The following is a 23,894-nucleotide window of genomic DNA, read 5'->3' as shown; positions in this document are numbered from 1 at the left end:
TCGTCCGAATCCGAGGGTGCAAAGGGCGTATTGCCCTCGGCGACCCCTCAATCGGACGATCTCGGCGAGAAACCTAGGTGACCTCGAGTGCGTCTTGATCCGGCAGCACGAAAAAGTCGGTCGCGGCGTCGCTCATCTCGGAAAACCGCCCGTAGTGCATCTTCAGTCCGGCCTCCACCAGCAAGGCGTTGTGGATCGGAAAACTCAGTCGAGGTTTGACCGCGCGCAGATAATCGATGGCTTCGCTGATCTTCATCCACGGCGCCATGGTCGGCATCGCCAACACGTCGACCTTCTCCTCTGGCACGAACAGCGAATCGCCCGGATGCATCAGTTGCGCCGGATTGCTCTCGTCGCCGAGGAGATAGGCGACGTTGTCGATGGTCGGGATGTCCGGATGGATCACTGCATGGGTGCCGCCGGCGATGCGGGTGGTGATCCCGCCGATGGTGAACTCGTCACCCGGCTGCGCCGCGGTCCAGGTACCTGCGACGTCATCCTCGTTGAGCTGGCGCGTCGTCTGCGGATCGGCGTATAGCGCCGCCTCCGGATTGCCTGCCACGAGGTCGGGTAGCGCTGCCACATCCACGTGGTCGGGGTGCTGATGCGTGATGAGGATGGCGTCGATTCCGGTCACGCCGGTGAAGCCGTGTGAGAAGTTGCCAGGATCGAAAAGAACTGTGGTGCCGTTCAACTCGACGAGAATGCAGGAATGGCCGAAGTGTGTGATCTGCATGGACACCAGTATGCGCCTCAGGCGGGTCGTAGTGCCGCCAGAACCGCCGCATGCAGGCCGCCGTTGGTGGCCACCGCGCTGCCGCCGTGCGGGCCTGCGCTGCCGTCGAGCGCGGTGAACGCCCCGCCCGCTTCCCGTACGAGGATGTCGAGCGGCGCCAGATCCCAGAGTGAGACCTCCGGCTCGGCGGCGATGTCGACGGCGCCTTCGGCAACGAGGCAATAGTTGTAGAAGTCGCCGTAACCGCGCACCCGCCACACCTCATCGGTGAGACCGATGAACTGCTCGCGAATCCCACGATCGCGCCACCCGGACAGGCTGGAGAACGCCAGACTCGCCGCCGGGATCTCTGACACCTGCGACACCCGGATCGGCCGCACAGCGCCATCTGGGCCCTGGGCGAACGCGCCTTCGCCCGCCGTCGCCCACCAGCGCCGGCCCAACGCGGGCGCGCTGACGACGCCTGTCTGCGGTACCCCGTCGATCAGCAGGGCGACGAGGGTCGCCCAGACGGGGACGCCGCGGACGAAGTTCTTCGTGCCGTCGATCGGGTCGATCACCCATTGGCGGCCGGACAGTGCGACGTCGCCGCCGAACTCCTCTCCGAGGACGTCGTCATCCGGGCACTCCTGGGCGATCAACTCGCGCAGCCGGGTCTCGACGGCCAGGTCGGCGTCTGACACGGGGGTGAGGTCGGGTTTGGAATCGACGATCAGATCGAGGGCGCCGAAACGGGCGGTGGTGATGGCGTCGGCGGCATCGGCCAACGCCGACGCGATCCGCAGGTCGCGAGATTCGGTCATGGACGCTCACGCTACTTGGGCGCCGGAGGCGAGTTCATCGGCGCGGTGACCGTCCCGATGTCCGGTTAACCTGAAAAGTGCGTATCGCCGAAGTCGTGACCAACCCGTAGGAGCCCGCCGGACATGTTCGAGATCATCATCATCCTGATGCTCGCTGCACTCCTCGCGGCGATACTGATCCAATGGCGCCGCGCCCGCTCCGGCGAGACCGCCGGTGGCAGGCCCGGTGACCCCCGGTTCTCCAATCGCGTTCCGGGGACCTTGACGCTGACCGGGGTATCCGACCAGCCGGTCGAGGGCGACAAGAACCACCAGGTGTTCTGCACGATGTCGGGCACGATCATCGGCCCCGACACCGCGCCCACCGATGTCTACGGACGCTTCGTGGTGCCGATGTCGATGAGCTGGCCGTCCATCGGGGATCAGATCCCCGTGACGTACAAACCGGGTAAAGCGGAGTCGAGCTGGGAGCTGGCCGGCCCCATCGGACCCGACCCGCAGGCCGGGCCCAACCTTCGCAAAGACTGATCGCGACCCCCGTCGGGCTCGACCGATAGGTCTGCACTGCCACCAACCGGTACCCTGAGTGATCGTGCATCCAGACGCCTCAGCAGACATCGACGCCCTCGATTCGACCCTCACCACGGTGGAGAAGGTTCTCGACCTCGAGGAGCTTCGGCGACGCATCGATGAGCTCGAACATCAGGCCGCCGATCCCGAGCTGTGGAACAACCAGGAACACGCTCAGCAGGTGACCAGCGAGCTCTCGCATGCGCAGACCGAACTACGCAGGGTCGCCGAATTGCGCCAGCGACTCGAAGATCTTCCGTTGTTGTATGAGCTGGCCGAGTCAGAAGAAGGCGCCTCCGGTACCGAAGCGATGGCCGACGCCGATGCCGAGCGCGTCTCGCTGCGCACCGACATCGAGGCGATGGAGGTCAAGACCATGCTCGCCGGTGAATACGACCACCGCGACGCCCTGGTCAACATCCGGTCAGGCGCCGGGGGCGTGGATGCCGCCGACTGGGCCGAGATGCTGATGCGCATGTACATCCGCTGGGCGGAGAAGCATGACTACAAAGTCGAGGTGTACGACACCTCGTACGCCGAAGAAGCGGGTCTGAAGTCCGCCACCTTCGCCGTCAAGGGGCCGTACATGTACGGCACACTCTCGATCGAGATGGGCACCCACCGGCTGGTCCGTATCAGTCCTTTCGACAACCAGGGTCGCCGTCAGACGTCCTTCGCGGAGGTCGAGGTACTGCCTGTGGTCGAAACCACAGATCACATCGACATTCCGGAAACCGAACTGCGCGTTGACGTTTACCGGTCATCAGGCCCCGGAGGCCAGTCGGTGAACACCACGGACTCGGCTGTGCGGCTCACGCACATCCCGACCGGTATCGTGGTGACCTGTCAGAACGAAAAGAGCCAATTGCAGAACAAAGCCGCAGCGATGCGGGTTCTGCAAGCCAAGCTGCTCGAGCGCAAACGCAAGGAAGAACGCGCAGAGATGGACGCCCTCAAAGGCGACGGCGGATCCAGCTGGGGCAATCAGATGCGGTCATACGTGCTGCACCCCTATCAGATGGTCAAAGACCTGCGGACCGAGTTCGAGGTCAACAATCCGACGGCGGTCCTCGACGGAGACATCGACGGGTTCATCGAATCGGGCATCCGCTGGAGGATGGCGCAGACCGCGTAGGCCGTGCCGGGCCGCACAGATGCTCGGCCCTGATTTTTCCACCGCAGCGGAGTTCGACCTGACCATGAGGGCCGCAGCACCACACCGGAGGAGCAAATCGTTTGTTTCATGATGTAGTCGCGTTCGTGACGTCGGCCCCGTCCGGGCCCGCGGGATCGGACCGTTTGATCCGATGGCTCTCGTTGCAGGGCCTCACCATCCTGCTGTGGGTGGTGGGCGCCTTGCTGGCGACCCGCTTCGTACAGTGGATGGTCGGCAAGATCACCACCAAGATCGACTCGAAGTTCACCGAATCCGATGCGCTGGTGCGGTCGGAAGCGATCAAACATCGCCATTCGGTCGCCCAGGTCATCGCCTGGGGAGCGATCGCGGTGGTCTACATCATCGCCGGCTTCAGCATCGTCAGGGCGCTCGGCGTCCCGATCACCGGCTTCGTCGCGCCGGCCACCGTGCTCGGTGCGGCGCTCGGTTTCGGCGCCCAGCGCATCGTGCAGGACCTGCTGTCGGGCTTTTTCATCATCACCGAGAAGCAGTACGGATTCGGTGACGTGGTGTCGCTGGCCATCACCGGGGCAGCGGAGCCGGCCGAAGGCACCGTCGAGGACGTCACGCTGCGGGTCACCAAACTGCGGTCGGCCGACGGCGAGATGATCACCATCCCGAACGGCCAGATCGTCAAGGCCATCAACTTGTCGAAGGACTGGGCCCGTTCCGTGGTCGACATCCCGTTGCCGATCGGTGCCGATATGGCACGGGTCAACGAACTGATCGCTCAGATCGGGCACCAGGCGTTCACCGACGCCCGCACCCGCAACCTGTTGCTCGACGAACCCACGGCCATGGGTGTCACCGATATCGAGGTCGACACCATGACCGTGCGGATCGTGGCACGAACCCTGCCGGGTAAACAGTTCGAGGTCAGCCGGGACCTGCGGGCCAGGATCGTCAGGGCGTTCGGCCGCGCCGGAATCGCATTGGCGCCGGGAACGGCCATCGAGACCGACGGCGTCGCGCCGGCAGCTGCAGCCGCAGAGGAGGGAAGCCGATGAGCGAGCAGAGCGGACGAGACCAAGAAGCCTCGCCTACCTCCGAAGCGCTGGAGGCCGAACCAAAGAAGTCGCTGTGGGAGAGGATCCCGCGCCACCTCTTCCGTGGACGCGTCCGCACCACCACGGCTGCGCTCGTCGTGCTGTTCATCGCGGCGCTGTTCCTCTATGGCCAGCGCTCCGACCATTACGCCAATCTCGATGAGCAGGCCCGGCAGAACCAGATCTCGCAGGTGCAGGCACCGCGGACCACCACACCGCCGCCGCCGGTCGAGGAAGAACCCACCGAGACCAGCACCACGCCGTCGACGACGACGACGCAGTCCACGACCGTGCCGCCCACCATCGAGGAGGAACCCAGCTCCAGTTCGAGCTCGGAACCCACCACGACCACGCCGCCGCAAGGAGGCTTTCGGCTCCCGGAGCTGCCGACCATCAGCATTGCGCCCTGACCGGGCGGCAAGTCTGAGGGGCGCGGCAAGCATTCGTGGCTACACTGGGCGACCATGATCAGCGTCAACAATGTGACGATGCAGTACAAGGCATCGACCCGGCCCGCACTGCGGGATCTGTCTCTCGACGTCGACAAAGGCGATTTCGCATTCCTCATCGGGCCCTCGGGCTCGGGCAAGTCAACGTTTTTCCGGCTGCTGCTAAAGGAAGACAAGCCGACCTCCGGTGACGTCTATGTGGGCGATTTCCACGTCAACAAGCTGCCGAGTCGCAAGGTCCCCAAATTGCGACAGTCGATCGGCTGCGTCTTCCAGGACTTCCGGCTGCTGCAGCAGAAGTCGGTGGCCGAGAACGTGGCGTTCGCGCTCGAGGTGATCGGCAAACCGCGCAACACCGTCGCCAAGGTGGTGCCCGAGGTTCTCGACTATGTGGGCCTGTCGGGCAAGGCGGACCGGATGCCGTACGAACTGTCCGGTGGCGAGATGCAGCGCGTGGCCATCGCCAGGGCCATCGCGAACCGGCCGTTGCTGCTGCTGGCCGACGAGCCGACCGGCAACCTCGACCCCGACACCAGCCGGGAAATCGTGGAGGTCCTCGACCGCGTGAATCGTCGGGGCACCACCGTCGTGATGGCCACCCACGACCGCCAGATCGTCGACTCGATGCGCCGGCGCGTTCTCGAGTTCAGCAACGGTCGACTGACCCGCGATGACGCCCACGGCGTCTACGGCCTCGGCGGCTGAGGCCGGCCGAGCCGACCATTCCATTTCTTCTGCAGTCCCGACCGGGAGGACACCCGAACTCCGATGCGCGCGAGTTTCATACTGAGCGAAGTCCTGAACGGGCTGCGCCGCAACGTCACCATGACGGTGGCGATGATCATCACCACAGCCATCACCCTCGGCATGTTCGGCGCCGGCCTGCTGGTGGTGCAGATGGCCGACAAGACGCAAGACATCTTTCTCGATCGCGTCGAGATGCAGATCTTCATCTCCGATGCGGTGACCGATGCCGACCCTGACTGCGCGTCGGCGCCGTGCTCCACCCTGCGCTCTGACATCGAGGGGGCCGCCGGAGTGGAATCGGTGCAGTACATCGACCGCGCCCAGGCGTACCGCGACGCCACGACAAAGACATTCGCCAACAATCCGGATATCGCGGCGCTGGTCAGGGAAGACACCTTACCCGCGTCGTTCAAGGTGCGGATGTCGGATCCGGGTCAGTTCGGGGTGGTTCTCGACCAGTTCCGGACCGCAGACGGGGTGGACAGCGTCCTCGATCAGCGTGAACTGGTCAAACGCATCTTCAGCGTGCTCGACGGAGCGCGCAATGCGGCGTTTGCCATCGCCCTTGTCCTGGTGTTCGCCGCGGTCCTGCTGATCGCGAACACGGTGCAGGTGGCCGCCTATACGCGGCGGACCGAGGTGGGGATCATGCGTCTGGTGGGCGCCACTCGCTGGTACACCCAGCTACCGTTCCTGCTCGAGGCGGTGATCGCGACGATGGTCGGTTCCGTCCTGGCCATTGCGGGACTATTCGGCGCCAAGGCGTTGTTCTTCGATCGGGCGCTGCAAGATCTGTACGGCGTGAACATCCTGGCGAAGATCGGGGTCTCGGACGTGCTGTTCGTGGCTCCGTGGCTGATCATCATCGGTGTGGCGCTGTCCAGCGTGACGGCGTACGCGACGCTCCGGTTCTACGTCCGCGAATAATCGAGGCGACGGCGCGAGGCCGGCATGTGTAGTGTTGCGGGGCCATCAGGCATGAGTTTCCGGCGAGAGTAGGTGAACATCGATGAAGGAAAAAGGCCGCAAGGCCATTGCGACGAACCGCAAGGCGCGGCACAACTATGCCATCCTCGACACCTACGAAGCCGGTGTCGCCCTGGTCGGGACCGAGGTCAAGAGCTTGCGCGACGGCAAGGCGTCGCTGGTCGATGCTTTTGCGACCGTCGACAACGGCGAGATCTGGCTGCGTGGACTCCATATCCCCGAGTACGGCAACGGGTCCTGGACCAACCACGCGCCGCGGCGCACTCGAAAGCTGCTGCTGCACCGTAAAGAGATCGACGGCCTGATCGGCAAGATCCGCGACGGCAACCTCACCCTTGTGCCTTTGTCGATGTACTTCAACGACGGCAAGGTGAAAGTCGAATTGGCGCTCGCACGAGGCAAGCAGGACCACGACAAACGCCACGACCTGGCCAAGCGAGACGCCGAGCGAGAAGTGACCCGGGAACTCGGCAGACGCGTCAAGGGCATGCGCTGACCCGTTCGCGGGGTATCGGCGGGGTCAGGGTTTGATATCAGCCCGGTGACGTCCGGGTGATTCGGTTTGTCGTACGGCCCACAGTCGACTGCACTGTCCCGAGTGGACATTCGGGGCGGTATTTCTCGTGGACTGACAGCATGTGTCGGGGCTGTCGCGGTGGTGATTGCCCTGTGCCAGGGAGTCGGACCGGCGACGTCGGCACCGTCGGTGACCGGTAGCAAGCAGGTCACCGATCGACTGTCGATCATCTACGTGTACTCGCCGTCGATGAACAGGGTGATCCCCAATCAGGTCCTGCGCCCGGCAGGCAACGCCGCAGGTGCGCCGACGTTCTACCTCCTCAACGGCAAAGGGGGTGGGACCGAAGGTGACAGCTGGGTGAATTACACGAACTATGAGAGCTTTTTCGCGGGTAAACGCGTCAACGTCGTCTCACCGCTCGGTGGCAAATACAGCTGGTACGCCGATTGGCGCGGCCCCGACCTCGTGACCGGCATCAACAAGTGGCAGACCTACCTGACCCGGGAACTACCCGCAGCGCTGGCACCGGAGTTGAAGTCCAACGGCAGCAATGCGATTGCCGGGCTCTCGATGAGCGGGGGACCGGCGCTCGACCTCGCCGGGCAGGCACCGGACGTCTACCGCGCCGTCGCGTCGTATAGCGGTTGTCCCGCCATCAGCAGTCCACTCGGGACCGCTGCGGTGTCGGCGACCGTGGCGTCGGGAGGTGCCAACCCGCTGGCGATGTACGGCCCACCCGGCGATCCTGCATGGGCCCAGCATGATGCGACATTGCACCCGAACCGGCTGCGCGGCAAAGCGATCTACATTTCCGCTGCCACCGGACTTCCGCGGGCGGCTCCGGGGCCTGCGGCGGTTCCGCTGTTCTTCGGCCCCGCCCAGGTCGAGGTGATCACCCGGCAGTGCACCGATCAGATGGCCGCCGGCCTGCGCGCGGCCGGGGTCGGCCACACCTACACGGTGTTCCCGAGAGGCGCGCACACCTGGGGCTCGTTCGAGCAGCAGATGCGCGACAGCTGGCGCGTCATCGGCCCGGCGATCGGGGCCTGAACGAGAAAATGGAATGACTTGTCGTCGACTCTTGTTACAATTGATTGTCCCGTCGCGAACAACGGCGGGGTGCTACCAAGGGGCTGAACGGTTTCGACTGCGTGCGTCTAGGTAGGGGAAGCGTGTCGGTGCAGGCTAGAGACCACCGTAAGCGTCATAGCAAACAATTAAGCGCCGACAAAAATCAGCGCGACTACGCCCTCGCTGCCTAAGCGACGGCTGGTCTGTCGGCCCGGGTGAGCTCTCGCCCCGGGTACCGGCATCATTCAGAGAGCTAACCGTTGCGGGCGGTCGCGGACCGCAATGGGACATCAAACAGCGACTGGGATCGTCATCTCAGTTTGTTCGCGTGACTGAGAGATCCGAGTAGAGACTTAGCGAACTGCACACGGAGAAGCCCTACTGAAACGGCGAAGGACCCGGGTTCGATTCCCGGCAGCTCCACCGCCCGAGAGACAGGCCAGAGCACACGCTCTGGCCTGTCTCTTTTCGTATCCACCTCGGTTCGGTTCCGCTGCAGGTCGACGGGCTGGAGGAATAGGGGCGGGCCGCCCTTCGGTTGGAACTACGGGTACGACGACAAGCCACTGTGAAGTCTTCCGCGTGGCGCAGCAGCAGTAGGAGAGGACGACGATGACTCGAGTTCCGAACATCACACTCAATGACGGCAACACCATCCCCCAGCTGGGTTTCGGTGTGTTCCAGATCGACCCGAAAGACACCGCGGACGCGGTCAAGACCGCCCTCGAGGTGGGATATCGCCACATCGACACCGCGCAGATGTACGGCAACGAGAAAGAGGTCGGCGAAGGCATCCGGGCGTCGGGGATCGCACGGGACGAGATCTTCGTGACGAGCAAGCTCAACAACACCTTCCATGAGCCGGACGCCGCGCGGAAGGCCTTCGACACCACCCTGGCGGATCTGGGCCTCGATTACATCGACCTGTTCCTCATCCACTGGCCACTGCCGACGCAGTACGGGGGCGACTTCGTGTCTACCTGGAACACCCTCATCGAGTTCGCGAAGGATGGCCGCTCCAAGTCAGTCGGCGTATCGAATTTTCAGCCCGACCATCTCGAGCGTCTGGCCGCCGAGACGTCATTGGTGCCGGCCGTGAATCAGATCGAGGTCCACCCGTACTTCACCAACGAGATCGCCCGGCAGTACGGCAAGGAGCATGGCATCGCGACCGAGGCCTGGTCACCGATCGCGCAGGGCAAGGTGCTCGACGACCCGACCATCTCCGAGATCGCGAACAAGGTCGGTAAGTCGACAGCCCAGGTGGTGCTGCGCTGGCACATCCAGCGCGGCGACATCATCTTCCCGAAGTCGGTCACGCCGAAGCGCGTCGAGGAGAACTTCGCGCTCTTCGACTTCGAACTCGACAACGCAGCAGTCGAGGCGATCTCTGCACTCGACAAGGGTGAGGACGGCCGAGGCGGCCCCAACCCGGATACGTTCGATTACATCGGCTAACCCATCGGCTAACCCATCGGCTAACCCATCGGCCAACCGGTCGACTAACCCATCGGCTGACCCGATAATGGGGCAAGAACTGCTCCACTTGCGTTGATCCGCTCCGGTTCCAGAGCCCTGGAACCGGAGCGGATTGCTGTAACCGGAGCAGATTTGTCGGGTCAGTTCGGCGCGTCGATCCTGGCCATCAACCAGGGCAGCGCGTCCGCGAACGCCTGCGCGGCGAACTGCCAGTTGTGGCGTCCGGGCACCGGCCGGACGACGACGTCGATCCCGTTGTCGCGCGCCACTGTCGACAGAGTCTCCGTGGCACGTATCTGTGGGGAGGTCAGCCCTGGTCCGTGGTGGTGGCCCTCGGATTGGAACCAGCCGCCGACCCCGCTGTACGGGCCGTGGCGTCGCATCGCCGTCGCCGGGTCGAAACGCTCCCAATCAGCTGCTCGACCACCGAACAGGGTCGACGTCGTCTGCGCCCGGTTGCCCAGGTTGGGACCGACATCGCCGGAGATGTCGACGAACGTCCGGAACAGATCGGGATGTTCGACGGTGAGATCGATCGCGCAGGTGCCGCCCATCGACCATCCTGCAACCGCCCACTTGCCAGGATGATCCGAGGCGCCGAACTCGGAGACCACCGCCGGCCGAACTTCTTTTGTGATGTGGGTGTCGACGTTGCCGTGCGGACCGTCCACACATTCGGTGTCGTTCGACAGACTGCCGGACGGGTCGACGAAGACCAGGATCGGAGCCTGCCCGCCATGTGTGGCTGCGTACGCGCGGACAGTCTGCAGGGCCGAGCCGCTGCGCACCCAGTCTTCGGGTGTGGTGACCACGCCGCCGATCATCACGACCGCGGGCAGGTGTGGGGGGACCTTGCCCGAGAACCAGGCGGGCGGCAGGTAGACGTACTCAGGTCGGTGATGAAAGCTGCTGATGCGGTCCGAACTCCGCAGTGGGACGATCTTGCCGTCGGGTTCGGGATTCCCGCGCAGTTGTACAAGCGTTGCGAACGAGATCTGACCAGGTAGCGGCTGGTCCGTCAGACCCTGCCACGCGCGGCCGGCCGTGGGATAGAAACCCGCCCACTGATTGGCAGCCAGAGCGAGACAGACGACGGTCAGTCCCACCGCCGCCACCCCGGTGATCCGGCGCCACCAGCGGGCTCCGATCCACGCGGCGGGCACCATGAACATCAGCGCGACCGCCAGAGACAACCAGATCCAGAAGGTCCAGGGCGCGGCGTCGGGTGCGAGGTCTCGACGGGCCAGGACCCAGTAGGTCGTGGCCGCTGCGGTCGCTCCCACTGCGACGGCGAGCGGTAGCCACAGGCGCCACGTTCGGCGGTGTCGCCACCGGACGGCGGCGACGATCGCGATCGCCGCTGCCAATTCCGTGGACAACACGAACCAGCCGCCGAACAGCGGCACCTCAGCTGGATTCACGAACTAAGAGTCGTCGGCAATTCTGTACGTTCGCTGTGCATTTGGATGTGAGAAAACCAAGAAAGTGGTTGTCTCACAAAAAACTTCGGACAAATCGGACCGCCGTCGACTGCCAGGTCCAGATATGGTCGAGCATGGCGTGCTTACCATCTTCGATCGGAACGAAGACGGCGTCGACGCCGTTTTCCTGCAACTCGGCAATACCCTTCGCGGTGCGCTTCGGGTATGTCCGGGTGTCGGCGGTCCCGTGCAAGGCAAGCACTTTCGCGCCCACATTGATGTAGCGCCAGTCGGCGTGCTGCCACCAGGGGGCGAGTGCGAGCACCCCGGCAACGCGCTTGTCCGCTGCGAGCCTGGCCGCAATCCGACCACCCATCGAATGACCGACCAGGATCACCGGGGCATCGGGGTGCGCACGCAGCAGTTCGTCGAGGGCGCGTTGGGCGGGCGCCATCGGGCTGTCGTCGTCGCCGTTCCAGCCGTGCAACTCGTAGACGGCCTGGTGCACGACAACACCTGGTATGGCCTTGAGTGACAGCGTGAACGGGTACATCCGCAACGCCGCAGGCTGCTTCCGGCTGAACGGTTCGCGAGAGGAGTCGGTTCCGCCGGGCAGCACCAGCACCGACGCGCGTGGCTTTCGGCCGGGTATCAGCATGTGCTGGGCGCGGGCACACCCGACAGTCGGTCATTGATGTAGTTCAGCGCGAACGGCACCCCGGTGGCGATGGTGGAGCCGTGGTCACCGGGCACGATGATCGTCTGCACCCGCGTGCCCTGGCGACACCACTTGGCCGCGGTCGCCTGAACCCGTGCGGTGGGGGTCAGTTGGTCGCTCGCACCCTGGTAGAGCAGCACCGGGATCCTCGGAGCACCCGGGAACATCTGGACGCTGTTGCGATTGAGGGCGTCGACGCCCGCCTGGTCATCGGACAGGCTGCCGGCGCCGACGACGTCTGCGATCTTCAGATTGGCCCCGGCGTCGATGATCTGCTGGGTGCAACTGTTACGGATCTGGTTGGCCAACGCGACCCCGCGTGGGTTGAGTTGCTCGGACAGTGCGAGCTCGTTGGGATATTCGCGTTCGAGGCCGAGCGATGCGGCGAAGCCCAGACCGAACAGCGGGTTCGGATTGACTCCGAGAGTCCGGGCAATCGCTTCGAGGTTGACCGGTGTGCCACCCGCCGACAGCCCGACAAGGTTCAGTTCGGGGGCATACGTCGGAGCGAGTACCGCCGCGTATGCGCTGGCCATCGCTCCACCGGAGTACCCCGCCAGGGCCGTGCGGACCTTACCGACCCGGAAGCCGGGTTCGGACTGCACCGCCCGGATCGAATCCAGCGTGATGGTGCCGCCCAGGCGGGCCGCGCCGTAGGCGCTGGTCGGACCCAGGTGGTCGGGAACGTTGACCGCGACGCCGCGGGCAAGCGCCAGGCCGATCAACTGCTGCTCCTGCAGACCGCCCCGGAAGAGCTGATGCGACGGGGCGCACTGCAGCCCGAGCGAGTTTGTGAACGGCTGATACGAGAGCAGGTCGTGTCTGGCGCCACCGTTCGGCACGAGCACGGTGGTCACCGCGGCGATCGGCTCGCCCTGGGAGTTCGTGCTCCGGAACTGGATCTTCTGTGCCGTCGATCCGGGGAAGGGGCTCGCAGCCTGCGCGACCTTGAGGACCTGACCGTTGGCCGCAGACGCGAGGTCGGCCGGAGCGGCATAGAACGGATCACCGTCGCCGGCCGGCAGATATGGAGCTGCGCCCACGGGTGCAGCGGTGAAGCTGATGATCGCGGCGGCACTGAGCGCCGCCGCTGCGACACTCCCCAGAACCCGGCGACCGAACAGACCACGAACACGCATCGAATACTCTCCGTCACCCCGACCAAGGGTCCCCCCGCTCGGGACACGCGAGCGGTGATTCGGGTGGAAGTGTAACCCGCGACCGCATCGGGCGACCGTCGAATTGCGGTCGCCTCACTGCGGCGACGATTTCGGCGCCGACAACACGGGGAGAGTGATCGATGGCAGAATTCAGGTGGTCCAGTCAATGTCGCCGAGGACCGTGGATGCCGCCCAGCGGTGAGCACGGGACAACCGGAAGGAAAACCAATGGCTCACCCGCGTGCGGGTACCGTCGCTCTCCCGGAGGATCTGATCGATGTGTCGGCGGTGACCGACGCCTATTACTCCGGCAAGCCCGACCCGGAAGACCCGATGCAGCAGGTGCTTTTCGGCACCTCGGGACACCGGGGCTCGAGCCTCGACAACGCGTTCAACGAGAATCACATCCTCGCCACCGCACAGGCGATCATCGAATATCGCACCGGGGCCGGCATCACTGGTCCGCTGTTCATCGGCCGCGACACCCACGCGTTGTCGTTGCCCGCGTGGCAGACCGCGATCGAGGTCCTCGTGGCCAACGAGGTCCGGGTACTGATCGACAACAAAGATCGATTCACCCCCACCCCCGCTGTCAGCCATGCGATTCTCACGCACAATCGCGGCTCGGGGGACCGCGCCGACGGCATCGTCGTCACGCCGTCGCACAACCCCCCGCGCGACGGGGGATTCAAATACAACCCGCCCAACGGCGGACCCGCCGACACCGACATCACCGCGCTGGTCGCGGCTCGCGCGAACGAGTTGCTGCGGTCCGGTGTCGACGACATCAAACGGGTGCCCTACGAGCGTGCCCGCAAGTCCGAGTTCTGTGGCACCTATGACTTCGGCGCCAACTACGTCGACGATCTGTCCTCCGTCGTGGACCTGGCCGCGATCCGGAACGCGGGGATCCGGATCGGGGCAGACCCCCTCGGCGGTGCGTCCGTGGGGTACTGGGCAGAGATCGGCGCCCGGTACACCCTCGAAAGTCTGACTGTCGTCAATCCGACCGTGGATCCGGCCTTCTCGTTCATGACGCTCGACACCGACGGCAAGATCCGGATGGACTGCAGTTCGCCGAACGCGATGGCGTCACTGATCGGTGCCCGCGACCGGTACGACATCGCGACCGGCAACGACGCCGACTCCGACCGGCACGGCATCGTCACCCCCGATGGGGGACTGATGAATCCGAATCACTTCCTGGCCGTCGCGATCGACTATCTGTTCACGCATCGCGAGGGCTGGTCGCCTGCCGCCGCGGTAGGCAAGACACTGGTCTCGTCGTCGATGATCGACCGGGTTGTCGCGGGAATCGGCCGCGACCTCGTGGAGGTGCCCGTCGGGTTCAAGTGGTTCGTGCCGGGCCTGCTCGACGGCTCCGTCGGCTTCGGCGGTGAAGAGAGCGCGGGGGCCTCGTTCCTGCGCACCGACGGAACGGTGTGGACGACCGACAAGGATGGCATCATCATGGCGCTGCTGGCGTCGGAAATCCTTGCGGTGACCGGCAAATCGCCGTCGCAGCGGTATGCCGAACTTGCGGAACAACACGGCGGATCGCCCTCGTACGCACGCACGGACGCCCCGGCGAGCCGCGCTCAGAAGGCGGTGCTCGCCAAACTGTCGGCCGATCAGGTGACGGCGACCGAACTCGCAGGCGAGCCGATCACCGCGACGCTCACCGAAGCGCCCGGCAACGGTGCAAAGATCGGTGGGTTGAAGGTGACGACGGAGAACGCATGGTTCGCGGCGCGTCCGTCGGGCACCGAGGACGTCTACAAGATCTACGCCGAATCCTTCAAGGGTCCAGATCATCTGGCGCAGGTGCAGGCCGAAGCGCAGAGTCTGGTCGACGGGGTGCTGGCCGGTTAGCGCGGCGGGCCGGTCTCAGCCCGTCGCCGGGACACCGATGAGATAGCCGACGAAATACGTTGCGCCGGCGGCGATCGCGCCGAAGGCCAGCTGCCGCAGTGCACCCTTCCAGATCGGCTGGCTCGTGAAGCGAGAAGCCAGTCCGCCGGCCAGCAGCAACCCGACCGCGCCCACAAGCAATGCAACCGTCAAGGATTCGAACCCCGCCAGGTAGGTGAGCAGAGGGATGATCGCGCCGAGCGAGAACATCACGAACGACGACACCGCAGCCACCATGGGCGACGGCTGATCGTCGGGATCGAGTCCCAGTTCATGGGTCAGGTGCAGGTTGACGGCTTTGTCGCTGTCGAGGTGGATCTCGGCGGCGGCGGCGGCCGCTGTCTCTTCGCGCATGCCGAGGTCGACGAACAGTTCGATGAGCTCGTCGAGCTCGGCTTTCGGGTGTCTCGCCAATTCTCGGCGTTCGACGAGCACCTCGGCGTCAACCTGCTCATTCTGGGTGGTCACCGAAGTGAACTCGCCCAGCGCCATCGAGAACGCGCCGGCCACCAACCCGGACATCCCGCTGAGGATGATGGTCTGACCGGAGGCTCCCGACGCGCCGACTCCCGCGACCAGGCTGATATTTGTCACCAGCCCGTCCATCGCACCGAACGTGGCAGCGCGCAGGCGTCCGCCCGCGACGTTGGCATGGGTGTGGCCGACTTCGTCGACGCCCTCGTCGGGCGGATGTGGTTCCTCGTCCGGTGGCAGATGGTCCGGTGGCAGATCGTCCGGGGGCAGGGGAGCTGGCACCGAACGATCGTATCCGCGGAGCGAAACCGGCGCTCAGAATCTTCTCAGGCACTCGTCGTTACGCTGATGCGGGTGGGAAACAGACCTGCGGTCCGCGCGGGTGTCGTGAAGAAGATTGTCCCAGAGGAAAAGCAGTGAGTAACAAGAAGAAGCAATCTGTACCCAAGGTGACGACGTCGAAGTATCAGCCGCGCAAACAGTCGAGCACCATGACCTATGTGCTGGGCGGGCTGGCCGTGGTGCTGATCGCCGCGGTGGTGATCGGCGGGATCGTCTGGAACAACAGTCGGAGCAACGGCGAGGCCGACACCGATGTCCTCGCCACGTCATCGACCTTCACCGTCGGCAGCGCCACCGCACCCCACACCATCGACATGTTCGAGGACTTCCAGTGCCCCGCGTGCCGGAACCTGGAGCAGTCATCGGGCGCCGCGGTCACCGATGCCGTCAACAGCGGTCAGCTGCAGGTCAGGTACCACATGCTCACGTTCCTGAACAAGCAGTCGGGGTCGGGCACATACAGCTCCCGTGCGGCGGGGGCCATGAAGTGCGTTGCAGACAGTGAGAATCAGGACGTGCAACTCGCGTTCCACTCGAAGCTCTTCCAGGTGCAGCCTCAAGAAGGCGGCCAAGATCACGACAACGCGGCGCTCGCCGGGTTCGCGAAAGACGTCGGCGCAAGCGACGCGACCCAGCAGTGCATCGCAGACGGCACCCAGGTGCGCGCTGCCGAGGATTCGGCGGAGCAGTCGCAGACGGAGTTGGCCAATGCCACCGGTGGCCAGGTGGGCACACCCAGCGTGCTGCAAGACGGCAAGCAGGTCGCGGTGACCCAGGGACCTCAGTGGGTCGCGGACCTCATCGGCTCGAACAACAGCTGAGAACGCACAGCGGATTTGGTCGCGCTCGCGCTGATGGTGTAATTTCGGTCGAGCACGCTGCGCCGGAGCAAGTGGCCGTGGCAGGGTGTGAAAACCGAATACGGGGCTATGGCGCAGCTGGTAGCGCACCACACTGGCAGTGTGGGGGTCAGGGGTTCGAGTCCCCTTAGCTCCACCCATGAGAAACCGAGCCGCCCGTCAGGGCGGCTCGGTTTTTTGGCTGAGTCGCAGAAAAACACACTGATCAGTCATATGCACACGTTTGAACGTGTGCATATGAACTAACGGTGTGTATTTGTGTGGCTGGGCGAGATTTGCCGCGCCATCACGACAGGACTGCTGAATGTCCGATCTCATACAGTGGAGGGCATGGCCCAGGACTACCCCGACGACCAAGTACGAGTAGGGACGCCAGAGCGCGAACGGGCGATTGGTCTGCTCAACGATGCGTTCTCCGGTGGCTACCTCGAGATAGTCGAGTTCGAGGAGCGGTCGGAGTCGGTCTACGCAGCCAAGACGCGCGGCGACCTACGAGTGGTGCTGGACAATCTGCCCGTCGCCGGTCATCTGTTCCCTGAGGCCCCTGTTGCCGGTGCGGTGGTACCTGTCGGCGGGGCGGTGGTCCCGGTGGGGCAGCAGGTGACGTTCGATGCGGAGTGGGAGACGGTTCGCCGCAAAGGTGGCTGGTCGGTGCCCGCCAATATCCTTGTGACGGGGTCGATGGGGACGATTGACCTGGACTTCACGAGCGCAATGCTCCCGGGGCCGTTGGTCAACCTGGAATTGCAGGTGTCGACGTGCACGGTCAAGCTGCGCGTCGGCCACGATCAAGAGATCCGTTACGCCACGCTCGACAGATCCCGGTGGTCGAGCGTCAAAGACAAAGCTGGAGCCCCGGTTCGGGTCGGTGGATCGGTCATCAACGTCACCGGCTCCATCTCGTGGATGACGGGTCTGACAATCAGACGGGCGTGAGCGGCAAATGGCTTCAGATCTCCGCGCGCATCTGCGTCCGCAAGCGCAGGACCCCGTCGCGCAGCCGTGTCTTGAACGCCGGCACCAGAATGTTCAGGTGTTTGGCGGCCTCGCGCTGGGTGAGGTCGGCGAAGTAGACGAGATTGATGCTCTGGCGCTGCCTGTGGGTGAGCGCGCTGAGGTGTCTGACCAGTCGCTGATATTCGTCGCGCAGGAGTACGGGCTCGTCGGCGCCAGCGGCGTCCACGTCACACGAGATCATCGACAGCAGAGCGGTCTTGCGGCGCAGCCTTTCTTCGGAACGCACACGGTCGACGGCGCGGCGATGGCAGAGCATCATCAGCCACGACAATGGCTTTCCCAATTCGGGTCGATAAGTGTCTGCCTTCAACCAGATCTCGAGATAGACCTCCTGCAGCGTTTCCTCTGCGTAACCGACGTCACGAACGACCTTGTAGATCAAGGCGAACAGCCGGGATTGAGTGGCGTCGTGCAGTTCTCGGAACGCCTGAGTGTCCTTATTTGCAACTCGGGCAAGCAAATTCGCGAAGTCGACTGTCGAGTTCGGGTCGTGTGCTGACTCCGCGGTCATATCCACTTATAGGGTCCGGTCGTAGATTTGTTACATGTCACACAGGATTACTAACCATAACTTTGCTTATCCGAATGTTGCTTAGTGTTGGTAACTCCTGCACTTCGGATTGATGCAGTGCGGTTCCGACTTCGTCTTGTGAATATCGCCGCCGAAGGTGCGGAATTCCTTGACCTGAACCTCCATCGACTGGCCGCAGTCCTGGCAGTGGTGAATGACGTGTTTGCTGTATGTCTTGGTAGCCATGACCCACGATAGGACTGTGACCCAGGTCACGTCCAGAGGTTGGGGCTGGTGTCAACTAAATGACTTCTGCGAGTGCGACGCTGCCCGGCCGGCGTTTGCTCGGTTTCAACGGAGGGTATTTGCCCGGTATGGCAAACGAACTCCAAGGACAGCGAATCGCGTTTCTGATGGCGACCGAAGGTGTTGAGCAGGTCGAGCTCACCGACCCGTGGGCCGCGGTGGAGAAAGCGGGTGGCAAGCCAACTCTGGTCTCCACCGAGACCGGCCAAATTCAGGCGTTCGACCACCTCGACAAGGCCGACACGTTCCCAGTAGACGCGGTTGTCGCCGACGTACCTGCCGCAGATTTCGACGCACTGATACTCCCGGGCGGCGTCGCGAATCCGGATAACCTCCGTACCAACGAGGCGGCGGTGAAGTTCATCGCCGACTTCTTCACCGAGGGCAAGCCGGTGGCTGCGATCTGCCACGCCCCGTGGACTCTCGTCGAGGCCGGCGTGGTGTCGGGCCGGACGTTGACGTCGTTCCCCAGCATCAAGACCGACATCACGAATGCCGGCGGCACCTGGACCGATCACGAAGTGGTCGTCTGTGCCGGCGGCCCCAACACGCTGATCACGAGCCGCAACCCGGGAGATCTGCCGGCCTTCTGCTCGACCCTGGTCACGCAGTTCGCCGCCGCGAAGTAGGCGGCTGCTCGCGAGGTTGCCCTGCATCGACGTCCGGTCGATGTGCCAGGGTGATCACTCATGACCATCGCCCGCCGCCTCGGAGCTCGACTCGCGCACTTCGGCCTGGATCGGCCGATCTCGCTGAACGATCGACCATTCTCCTCGACGCCCGACAGGATCGACGGCAAGAAGATCGTGCTTACCGGCGCATCGTCCGGCGTGGGGGAGGCCGCCGCGCTGGCTCTCGCCGAGCAGGGAGCTGAGCTGATCCTCGTCGCGCGCGGCGCAGCGGAGCTCTCACGTGTGCGCGACGCCATCGTTGCCCGGGGTGGCGCGGCGACCGCATATCCCGCCGATCTGGCCGACGAAGACGACGTCGATCGTCTGGTGGCGACCGTGTTGGAGACCCACGGGACTCCGGATGTGCTCATCAACAACGCCGGCCGCTCCATCCGGCGTTCGGCGATCGACTCGGTTGACCGGCTGCACGACTATCGCCGCACGATGGCAGTGAACTACTTCGGCCCGGTCGGACTCATGCTCGGATTCCTGCCGGGGATGAAGCTGCGCGGCGGCGGGCACATTGTCAATGTCTCCACCTGGGGCGTACCCGCGGGCACCATGCCGAAGTTCTCGGCATACGCGGGATCGAAGGCGGCGTTGAGCATCGTGGGTCGCAGCATCGGTCTCGAACTGGGAGCAGACGGGATCGCGGTGAGCACCATCTACTTTCCGCTGATCCGCACCCCGATGATTGCGCCGACCGCCGAGTACAACGCGCTTCCCGCGCTGACCGCGGAGCAGGCCGCGAGCTGGATCACCCACGCCGTGCATCACCGCCCAGAGGAGCTGATGCCGCGATACGCGCGGATACTCCAGCGCGTGGCGGCTGTCCGGACAGCCGGGGCCGGCGCGGTGCTCGGTCGCCTGCCGACCTGACCCTGCGGCCGGGCGGGTGGTTGGCACTCGCCCGGGACGGGCATGCTGGTGCAATGAGCGCACATCCGATGTTTCCGCTCGGGATGACGTTGCTTCCCGGCGAACCGCTGAATCTGCAGATCTTCGAACCCCGGTATGTGCAGATGCTCGAGGACTGCACCTCCGACACCGGGCACAACTCTTTCGGGGTGGTGCTGATCTCCCGCGGTCGGGAAACGGGTGGCGGCGAAGAGCGGGTCGATGTCGGCACGCTGGCGCAGATCGAAGAATGCAGTCCTCGGCCCGACGGGCGGTTCCACCTCACCTGCGTGGGCACCGACAGATTCCGGGTCAACTCATGGCTGCCCGATGATCCTTACCCGCAGGCCGAGATCGAGCTGTGGCCCACCACGGATCCCATTGCCTCTGCGGGTGCACTCAACCCGGTGATCGCCAGGCTCGGACAACTGGCTGCGACGCTGGATCGCGTGCGCGGCATCGAGGTCGGAGACCGGCTCACTCAGCCGTTGGAGGCTGAGGAGCCCTTGGACGCCAAGGTGTACGGCACTGCGGTGCGCCTGGGTCTCGGACCCGCCGACCGCCAGAAGATCCTCTCGGCTCCTGGCACCCCCGCGCGGATCGAGGCGTTGTCCCAGGCTCTCGACGACTTGATCGCCGTCATCGAGTTCTCGGGTCTGCCGGCCGATTAGGTGTCCATCGAAACCGTCGACGGGAGGCCGGCACTGCTCGTTGCTGGTGGGCTGATCGAGGAGGTCGATCAGGTCGAGGACGACGCTGCCGCTGCGATGAAGATGATGGCGAACAGCACGATGCCGATGACCCACATGGCGACGGCGACCCACCCGATGATCTTGCCCGCCTGAGCCATCCCACGGCCGTTCTGCCTGCCGCCCGACGCGTCGATCTCCGCGATCGCCTTGTTGCCGAAGATGATGGCAGGAATTGCACCGAGACCGCAGATCACGAACGCCCCGATGCCGCACACCAGCGCGATGATGGCGTTGGAGTTGGTCTCGGAGACGGGTGCGCCGTATCCGCCGTACGCAGGTTGCTGATAACCGCCGGGTTGCTGATAACCGCCGGGCTGCCGGTAACCGCCGGGCTGCTGGTAACCCCCGGGTTGCTGGTAGCCAGGCTGATAGCCGGACTGCGGATTGCCGTAGTCGTAGTTCGTCGGGGCGAAACCGGGATCGGCCGGCGGGGGACCCGACGCACTCTGGTCCTCACCGCTCGAGTCCCGCTTGCGCAGCGGGTCGTTCGAGGGTGGATCGTACGGCGGAGGATAAGTCACGGCCATCACCTTTCACAGAGTGCAGATACCGGGATGGCAGGGGATGCACGCGGGTGCTCCCTGAGGCCGGCTCGTCTGCCGAGCAGTCTATCGGTCTAACGCCCCGAAGTGGTGGCGCTTGCTTCTGCGCCGTCGGTGAGTGCGGCGGGAGCGGGGTCGGCGCCCGAGACCGTGCGATAAGCCCCGTCCCGCAGCGCAAACCCGTTGTCGGAGCGGGTGTTGAGGCAGTAGAGACCCGAGAAGTCGCTCAGACACTGAAACGTACCCACCGAGATGGTCGACCCGAACGGCAACACCGATCCGCGGGTCCACACCCACGGCGTGTCGGCGCAGGTCCCCTGGCTGGCGGTGTCGGTCAGCACGATGTAGCCGGCCTCCCAATTGCAGTAGTCACGGGTCTGCACGGGAGTGTCGGTCACGTCGCAGGCGAGCGTCGGGACGTCGCGCTCCACCGTCGAACAGTTCACGGCCGAGTCCGGGGTGGAGAAGTGAAATTCTGAGGTGTCCTCGAGGCGGCCGCCCTCGAGCGCGGCCTCGTGGAAGTCACTGTTGTTGACCCGTGTGGCGGTGCTGATCGCGGTGGCGAGGGTCAGCCCGGACGATCGGTTCGCCGTCGTGCTGCGCGTGGTGGTGGTGGCACTCACCGAGGTCTCGGTCGACAACTCGTCCGTGGGAGGGATGTCCTTCGTGCTCGGTCCGTCCTCGGGGAAGCATCCCGTGAGCACGGCTACAGCTGCCCCCACCGCAGCCACCATGCCGATCGTCCTGTTCCACATGTTCAGTACCCTTACCCCTGTGTCGACACCCAAGATCGTGCTTTTCTATGTCTTCACGCCACTGCCCGATCCTGAAGCGATCCGGCTATGGCAGCAAACATTATGCGAAGCGGCCGGAGTCACGGGTCGGATCATCATCTCCGAGCACGGAATCAACAGCACGGTCGGCGGCGACATCAGGGCCGTCAAGCGTTATGTGCGGGGGACACGCTCCTACGCCGCGTTCTCCGGCGCCGACATCAAGTGGTCCGACGGGGTGGGTGACGACTTCCCGAGGTTGAGCGTCAAGGTGCGCTCCGAGATCGTCACGTTCGGGGCTCCAGGCGAATTGCAGGTGGACGCCGGCGGCGTGGTCGGAGGCGGCACTCACCTGAGCCCGGAGTCGCTGCACGAACTCGTGGCCGAGCGCGGCGACGACGTCGTCTTCTTCGATGGGCGTAACGCCATCGAGGCGCAGATCGGGCGGTTCCGCGACGCCATCGTGCCACCGACCGAGACCACACGCGACTTCGTCGAGCTGATCGAGCGCGGCGACTACGACCACCTCAAGGACAAGCCCGTCGTCACCTACTGCACTGGTGGGGTGCGGTGCGAGGTGCTCTCGGTACTGATGCGCAATCGCGGCTTCAATGAGGTCTACCAACTCGACGGTGGCATCGTTCGTTACGGCGAGCGCTTCGGCGACGACGGGCTGTGGGACGGCTCGCTCTACGTCTTCGACAAACGGATGAGCGTCGATTTCACCGATCACGCCACAGTCGTCGGCTCGTGTACGAAGTGTGGAACCCCTACCAAGAACGTCGCGAACTATCCGGATGCGAACGGTCGCGAATTGGTGGTGGTCTGCCCCGATTGTCTCGCCGGTCAGGCGTCGTGAAACGCATACCCGTCGTGATCGTGGCGGGCTTTCTCGGCGCCGGCAAGACGACAATGCTCAACCACCTGCTGCGTACCCGGTCCGGTCTGCGAATCGGGGTGGTGGTCAACGACTTCGGGGCGGTCAACATCGATGCCATGCTCGTTGCGGGGCAAGTCGACGGCGCGGTGTCGCTGGGCAACGGGTGCATGTGCTGCACCGTCGACGACGACGGTCTCGACGCCACCTTCGCCTCACTCGTCAAACCCCGCGCGGGTCTGGACCTCATCGTCGTCGAGGCCAGTGGTCTCGCCGAACCCCGCAACCTGATCCGCATGGTCGCGGGCAGTGACAATCCACGGATCGAGTACGGCGGCCTGCTCTATCTGGTCGATGCCCGCAACTACGCTGAGACCAGGCAGCAGCATCCGCGGATCGATCAGCACCTGGGGCTCGCCGACCTCGTCGTATTGAACAAGACCGACCTCACGGACTCCGGCGAGGTGGACAGGGCTCGCGCGCTGATCCGGAGTGCGAACGCCGGCGCTCCGATCATCACCACCCGCGACGCGGTGGTCGATTTGGCGCTGCTCGCCGACCTCGATACCGCGCCACGCGACGATGATGCCGCCCCGCGCCAACTCGGCCTCGACGAACTGCTCGCCGACGACGAGGGCGACGACCACTGCGGGCACCTGCACCACGACTACCAGTCGGTCAGCTTCACCGCTGCCGCGCCGATGAACCCTCGGGCGTTGGCAGCCTTCTTGGAGCAACCTCCGCCTGGGGTGTTCCGGATCAAGGGGTTCGCCTACTTCGAGGTGCCCCGGTACCGCCGAAAATACGTGGTCCACACCGTCGGGAACTACGTCAGCGTCCACACTCAACCCTGGGCGCCCGACGAATCCCGGGGTACTCAACTCGTTGTCATCGGAGCCGGCATCGACGAGGCCGAGGTGCGAGCCGCTCTGGAGAAAGCTCGCGCCGACGACGTCATGGACACCCAATCGATGCTGAGTATCACGAGGTACGAGCGGTAGGTGGGTCTGTGCGCCGCACGATTGCGCATCGTCCCGATCACGACCCCACAACGGTTTGCCGATCGCTGGTCGAGAA

At 64.6% G+C, this 23,894-nt stretch carries 26 protein-coding genes, 1 tRNA gene and 1 other RNA gene; 19 read left to right on the top strand and 9 right to left on the bottom strand.

Annotated elements, in window-relative coordinates:
* Positions 1 to 73: 73 nt before the first annotated feature.
* Both DFR67_RS25055 and hisN read right to left on the bottom strand, forming a co-directional pair.
* Positions 74 to 736 carry an MBL fold metallo-hydrolase gene (locus DFR67_RS25055; protein WP_110472199.1) on the bottom strand — a complete coding sequence of 221 codons (663 nt, stop codon included), beginning with the start codon at positions 734 to 736 and terminating at the stop codon, positions 74 to 76.
* Positions 737 to 753: 17 nt separating this feature from the next.
* Positions 754 to 1,539, bottom strand: a complete 786-nt coding sequence (hisN, locus tag DFR67_RS25050) for a histidinol-phosphatase (RefSeq protein ID WP_110472198.1) — start codon at positions 1,537 to 1,539, stop codon at positions 754 to 756.
* Positions 1,540 to 1,662: 123 nt separating this feature from the next.
* Here hisN and DFR67_RS25045 point away from each other — a divergent pair, with 123 nt between their 5' ends.
* The 10 genes from DFR67_RS25045 (at position 1,663) to DFR67_RS25000 (ending at position 9,564) form a co-directional block, all read left to right on the top strand.
* The gene (locus DFR67_RS25045) at positions 1,663 to 2,067 is read left to right on the top strand and encodes a hypothetical protein (protein WP_110472197.1); all 405 of its coding nucleotides are present in this window, start codon (positions 1,663 to 1,665) and stop codon (positions 2,065 to 2,067) included.
* Between the two features lie 64 nt (positions 2,068 to 2,131).
* Positions 2,132 to 3,244: a peptide chain release factor 2 gene (prfB, locus tag DFR67_RS25040; protein WP_110472255.1), complete on the top strand. Its 1,113-nt coding sequence runs from the start codon at positions 2,132 to 2,134 to the stop codon at positions 3,242 to 3,244.
* Between the two features lie 101 nt (positions 3,245 to 3,345).
* Positions 3,346 to 4,293, top strand: coding sequence for a mechanosensitive ion channel family protein (locus DFR67_RS25035; RefSeq protein ID WP_425451336.1), 948 nt, complete (start codon positions 3,346 to 3,348; stop codon positions 4,291 to 4,293).
* Positions 4,290 to 4,742: an Rv3103c transmembrane domain-containing protein gene (locus DFR67_RS25030; RefSeq protein WP_110472195.1), complete on the top strand. Its 453-nt coding sequence runs from the start codon at positions 4,290 to 4,292 to the stop codon at positions 4,740 to 4,742. Before DFR67_RS25035 ends, DFR67_RS25030 begins: the two co-directional genes overlap by 4 nt.
* A 54-nt stretch (positions 4,743 to 4,796) precedes the next feature.
* Positions 4,797 to 5,486, top strand: coding sequence for a cell division ATP-binding protein FtsE (ftsE, locus tag DFR67_RS25025; protein WP_110472194.1), 690 nt, complete (start codon positions 4,797 to 4,799; stop codon positions 5,484 to 5,486).
* A gap of 63 nt (positions 5,487 to 5,549) precedes the next feature.
* Positions 5,550 to 6,455 (top strand): permease-like cell division protein FtsX, encoded by a 906-nt coding sequence (gene ftsX / locus DFR67_RS25020; protein ID WP_110472193.1) that lies wholly within the window; start codon positions 5,550 to 5,552, stop codon positions 6,453 to 6,455.
* An 82-nt stretch (positions 6,456 to 6,537) separates the two neighbouring features.
* Positions 6,538 to 7,011 (top strand): SsrA-binding protein SmpB, encoded by a 474-nt coding sequence (smpB, locus tag DFR67_RS25015; RefSeq protein ID WP_110472192.1) that lies wholly within the window; start codon positions 6,538 to 6,540, stop codon positions 7,009 to 7,011.
* Between the two features lie 102 nt (positions 7,012 to 7,113).
* Positions 7,114 to 8,085, top strand: coding sequence for an alpha/beta hydrolase (locus tag DFR67_RS25010; protein WP_245938150.1), 972 nt, complete (start codon positions 7,114 to 7,116; stop codon positions 8,083 to 8,085).
* 79 nt (positions 8,086 to 8,164) lie between these two features.
* Positions 8,165 to 8,532: a transfer-messenger RNA gene (ssrA, locus tag DFR67_RS25005) on the top strand.
* 186 nt (positions 8,533 to 8,718) lie between these two features.
* Positions 8,719 to 9,564 (top strand): aldo/keto reductase, encoded by an 846-nt coding sequence (locus DFR67_RS25000; RefSeq protein ID WP_110472191.1) that lies wholly within the window; start codon positions 8,719 to 8,721, stop codon positions 9,562 to 9,564.
* A 161-nt stretch (positions 9,565 to 9,725) separates the two neighbouring features.
* On the opposite strand, the gene DFR67_RS24995 is transcribed toward DFR67_RS25000, so the two are convergent.
* The 3 genes from DFR67_RS24995 to DFR67_RS24985 form a co-directional block, all read right to left on the bottom strand.
* The gene (locus DFR67_RS24995) at positions 9,726 to 11,006 is read right to left on the bottom strand and encodes an alpha/beta hydrolase (RefSeq protein ID WP_245938149.1); all 1,281 of its coding nucleotides are present in this window, start codon (positions 11,004 to 11,006) and stop codon (positions 9,726 to 9,728) included.
* 73 nt (positions 11,007 to 11,079) lie between these two features.
* The gene (locus DFR67_RS24990; RefSeq protein ID WP_110472190.1) at positions 11,080 to 11,664 is read right to left on the bottom strand and encodes an alpha/beta hydrolase; all 585 of its coding nucleotides are present in this window, start codon (positions 11,662 to 11,664) and stop codon (positions 11,080 to 11,082) included.
* Entirely contained in the window at positions 11,658 to 12,863 is a 1,206-nt protein-coding gene (locus DFR67_RS24985; protein ID WP_110472189.1) for a lipase family protein, read from the bottom strand. Before DFR67_RS24985 ends, DFR67_RS24990 begins: the two co-directional genes overlap by 7 nt.
* Before the next feature lie 249 nt (positions 12,864 to 13,112).
* Between DFR67_RS24985 and pgm the strand changes: the two genes are divergently transcribed.
* A complete protein-coding gene (gene pgm / locus DFR67_RS24980) occupies positions 13,113 to 14,756 on the top strand; it encodes a phosphoglucomutase (alpha-D-glucose-1,6-bisphosphate-dependent) (protein ID WP_110472188.1) in 1,644 nt (547 codons plus the stop codon).
* A 15-nt stretch (positions 14,757 to 14,771) separates the two neighbouring features.
* Here pgm and DFR67_RS24975 read toward each other — a convergent pair whose 3' ends face one another.
* A complete protein-coding gene (locus DFR67_RS24975; RefSeq protein WP_110472252.1) occupies positions 14,772 to 15,509 on the bottom strand; it encodes a VIT1/CCC1 transporter family protein in 738 nt (245 codons plus the stop codon).
* A gap of 176 nt (positions 15,510 to 15,685) precedes the next feature.
* Here DFR67_RS24975 and DFR67_RS24970 point away from each other — a divergent pair, with 176 nt between their 5' ends.
* The 3 genes from DFR67_RS24970 (at position 15,686) to DFR67_RS24960 (ending at position 17,407) form a co-directional block, all read left to right on the top strand.
* Positions 15,686 to 16,432 (top strand): DsbA family protein, encoded by a 747-nt coding sequence (locus tag DFR67_RS24970; RefSeq protein ID WP_110472187.1) that lies wholly within the window; start codon positions 15,686 to 15,688, stop codon positions 16,430 to 16,432.
* A 102-nt stretch (positions 16,433 to 16,534) separates the two neighbouring features.
* Positions 16,535 to 16,607, top strand: a tRNA-Ala gene (locus DFR67_RS24965).
* 194 nt (positions 16,608 to 16,801) lie between these two features.
* The gene (locus DFR67_RS24960) at positions 16,802 to 17,407 is read left to right on the top strand and encodes a DUF1707 SHOCT-like domain-containing protein (protein ID WP_110472186.1); all 606 of its coding nucleotides are present in this window, start codon (positions 16,802 to 16,804) and stop codon (positions 17,405 to 17,407) included.
* 13 nt (positions 17,408 to 17,420) lie between these two features.
* Here the strand turns inward: DFR67_RS24960 and DFR67_RS24955 are convergent, their stop codons facing one another.
* On the bottom strand, positions 17,421 to 17,999 hold the full coding sequence (locus tag DFR67_RS24955) for a sigma-70 family RNA polymerase sigma factor (protein ID WP_110472185.1): 579 nt from the start codon (positions 17,997 to 17,999) through the stop codon (positions 17,421 to 17,423).
* A 374-nt stretch (positions 18,000 to 18,373) separates the two neighbouring features.
* Here DFR67_RS24955 and DFR67_RS24945 point away from each other — a divergent pair, with 374 nt between their 5' ends.
* Genes DFR67_RS24945 through DFR67_RS24935 form a run of 3 tightly spaced genes read left to right on the top strand, consistent with a single transcriptional unit; the run spans position 18,374 to position 20,544 of the window.
* Positions 18,374 to 18,934, top strand: coding sequence for a type 1 glutamine amidotransferase domain-containing protein (locus DFR67_RS24945; protein ID WP_110472183.1), 561 nt, complete (start codon positions 18,374 to 18,376; stop codon positions 18,932 to 18,934).
* 60 nt (positions 18,935 to 18,994) lie between these two features.
* Positions 18,995 to 19,855: an SDR family NAD(P)-dependent oxidoreductase gene (locus DFR67_RS24940; protein WP_110472182.1), complete on the top strand. Its 861-nt coding sequence runs from the start codon at positions 18,995 to 18,997 to the stop codon at positions 19,853 to 19,855.
* Positions 19,856 to 19,908: 53 nt separating this feature from the next.
* Positions 19,909 to 20,544, top strand: a complete 636-nt coding sequence (locus tag DFR67_RS24935; protein ID WP_110472181.1) for an LON peptidase substrate-binding domain-containing protein — start codon at positions 19,909 to 19,911, stop codon at positions 20,542 to 20,544.
* A 68-nt stretch (positions 20,545 to 20,612) separates the two neighbouring features.
* Here the strand turns inward: DFR67_RS24935 and DFR67_RS24930 are convergent, their stop codons facing one another.
* On the bottom strand, positions 20,613 to 21,146 hold the full coding sequence (locus tag DFR67_RS24930; RefSeq protein WP_158540033.1) for a DUF4190 domain-containing protein: 534 nt from the start codon (positions 21,144 to 21,146) through the stop codon (positions 20,613 to 20,615).
* A gap of 95 nt (positions 21,147 to 21,241) precedes the next feature.
* Complete coding sequence (locus tag DFR67_RS24925) at positions 21,242 to 21,922, bottom strand: hypothetical protein (protein WP_110472179.1); 681 nt, start codon at positions 21,920 to 21,922, stop codon at positions 21,242 to 21,244.
* A gap of 19 nt (positions 21,923 to 21,941) precedes the next feature.
* Between DFR67_RS24925 and trhO the strand changes: the two genes are divergently transcribed.
* Complete coding sequence (gene trhO, locus DFR67_RS24920) at positions 21,942 to 22,799, top strand: oxygen-dependent tRNA uridine(34) hydroxylase TrhO (protein ID WP_110472178.1); 858 nt, start codon at positions 21,942 to 21,944, stop codon at positions 22,797 to 22,799.
* The gene (locus tag DFR67_RS24915) at positions 22,796 to 23,818 is read left to right on the top strand and encodes a CobW family GTP-binding protein (protein ID WP_110472177.1); all 1,023 of its coding nucleotides are present in this window, start codon (positions 22,796 to 22,798) and stop codon (positions 23,816 to 23,818) included. The genes trhO and DFR67_RS24915 overlap by 4 nt, the downstream gene beginning before the upstream one ends.
* Positions 23,819 to 23,894 lie beyond the last annotated feature (76 nt).

The sequence above is a fragment of the Williamsia limnetica genome (genome assembly GCF_003217475.1).
GTDB classification, from domain to species: Bacteria; Actinomycetota; Actinomycetes; order Mycobacteriales; family Mycobacteriaceae; genus Williamsia; species Williamsia limnetica.
This window is presented reverse-complemented; position numbering and strand designations above follow the sequence as displayed.

What these genes read in the sequence shown, in the direction of transcription:
- DFR67_RS25055 (WP_110472199.1), bottom strand. Translation starts at nt 736, where the DNA reads ATGCAGATCACACACTTCGGCCATTCCTGCATTCTCGTCGAGTTGAAC.
- hisN (WP_110472198.1), bottom strand. Translation starts at nt 1,539, where the DNA reads ATGACCGAATCTCGCGACCTGCGGATCGCGTCGGCGTTGGCCGATGCC.
- DFR67_RS25045 (WP_110472197.1), top strand. Translation starts at nt 1,663, where the DNA reads ATGTTCGAGATCATCATCATCCTGATGCTCGCTGCACTCCTCGCGGCG.
- DFR67_RS25030 (WP_110472195.1), top strand. Translation starts at nt 4,290, where the DNA reads ATGAGCGAGCAGAGCGGACGAGACCAAGAAGCCTCGCCTACCTCCGAA.
- ftsE (WP_110472194.1), top strand. Translation starts at nt 4,797, where the DNA reads ATGATCAGCGTCAACAATGTGACGATGCAGTACAAGGCATCGACCCGG.
- ftsX (WP_110472193.1), top strand. Translation starts at nt 5,550, where the DNA reads ATGCGCGCGAGTTTCATACTGAGCGAAGTCCTGAACGGGCTGCGCCGC.
- smpB (WP_110472192.1), top strand. Translation starts at nt 6,538, where the DNA reads ATGAAGGAAAAAGGCCGCAAGGCCATTGCGACGAACCGCAAGGCGCGG.
- DFR67_RS25000 (WP_110472191.1), top strand. Translation starts at nt 8,719, where the DNA reads ATGACTCGAGTTCCGAACATCACACTCAATGACGGCAACACCATCCCC.
- DFR67_RS24990 (WP_110472190.1), bottom strand. Translation starts at nt 11,664, where the DNA reads ATGCTGATACCCGGCCGAAAGCCACGCGCGTCGGTGCTGGTGCTGCCC.
- DFR67_RS24985 (WP_110472189.1), bottom strand. Translation starts at nt 12,863, where the DNA reads ATGCGTGTTCGTGGTCTGTTCGGTCGCCGGGTTCTGGGGAGTGTCGCA.
- pgm (WP_110472188.1), top strand. Translation starts at nt 13,113, where the DNA reads ATGGCTCACCCGCGTGCGGGTACCGTCGCTCTCCCGGAGGATCTGATC.
- DFR67_RS24960 (WP_110472186.1), top strand. Translation starts at nt 16,802, where the DNA reads ATGGCCCAGGACTACCCCGACGACCAAGTACGAGTAGGGACGCCAGAG.
- DFR67_RS24955 (WP_110472185.1), bottom strand. Translation starts at nt 17,999, where the DNA reads ATGACCGCGGAGTCAGCACACGACCCGAACTCGACAGTCGACTTCGCG.
- DFR67_RS24945 (WP_110472183.1), top strand. Translation starts at nt 18,374, where the DNA reads ATGGCAAACGAACTCCAAGGACAGCGAATCGCGTTTCTGATGGCGACC.
- DFR67_RS24940 (WP_110472182.1), top strand. Translation starts at nt 18,995, where the DNA reads ATGACCATCGCCCGCCGCCTCGGAGCTCGACTCGCGCACTTCGGCCTG.
- DFR67_RS24935 (WP_110472181.1), top strand. Translation starts at nt 19,909, where the DNA reads ATGAGCGCACATCCGATGTTTCCGCTCGGGATGACGTTGCTTCCCGGC.
- DFR67_RS24925 (WP_110472179.1), bottom strand. Translation starts at nt 21,922, where the DNA reads ATGTGGAACAGGACGATCGGCATGGTGGCTGCGGTGGGGGCAGCTGTA.